The organism is Nocardioides sp. CPCC 206348 (assembly GCF_048654705.1).
Classification (GTDB): domain Bacteria; phylum Actinomycetota; class Actinomycetes; order Propionibacteriales; family Nocardioidaceae; genus Nocardioides.
This window is the reverse complement of record NZ_JBMCZA010000123.1, coordinates 1-516: the sequence shown is the minus strand read 5'-3', so window position 1 is coordinate 516 and position 516 is coordinate 1. Positions and strand designations below refer to the sequence as shown.

General features: G+C 67.2%; 1 protein-coding gene. It reads left to right on the top strand.

The window, feature by feature from the left end; translation table 11 throughout:
* Positions 1 to 98 precede the first annotated feature (98 nt).
* Positions 99 to 516 (top strand): MaoC family dehydratase (locus ACOADB_RS07350; protein ID WP_378597313.1); only part of this gene is annotated, 418 nt, incomplete at its 3' end.

Here is a 516-nt window from a genome sequence, read left to right as displayed (position 1 = left end):
CTCCCGGCCGACATCGCGCACGCAGTGTCGTTCTTCGCCAGCGAGGGCGCCGGCTTCGTCTCTGGTCAGGTGCTCTACGTCGCCGGAGGGCCGAAGGCATGAGGGTCTTCAACGGGATCGCCGAGCTCGAAGCAGCCGTGGGCACCCACCTCGGCTACTCCGACTGGCACACGATTGACCAGGCACAGATCGATGCGTTCGCCGATGCCACGGGTGATCACCAATGGATCCACGTCGACCCGGTGAAGGCGGCCGACGGGCCGTTTGGAGCGACCGTCGCGCACGGCTTCCTCACACTGAGCCTGCTGCCGATCCTCACCTGGCAGGTCTACGAAGTCCAGGGCGTCAAGATGATCGTCAACTACGGCGCCGACAAGCTTCGCTTCCCTTCGGCGGTGCCGGTCGGCTCGCGCCTGCGGGCGGGCGTCGAGCTCAACGGGGTCACGCCGATCGCGGTGGGCTACCAGGTCGCCCTCAAGGTGACGATCGAGCGGGAAGGCGGCGACAAGCCGGCCT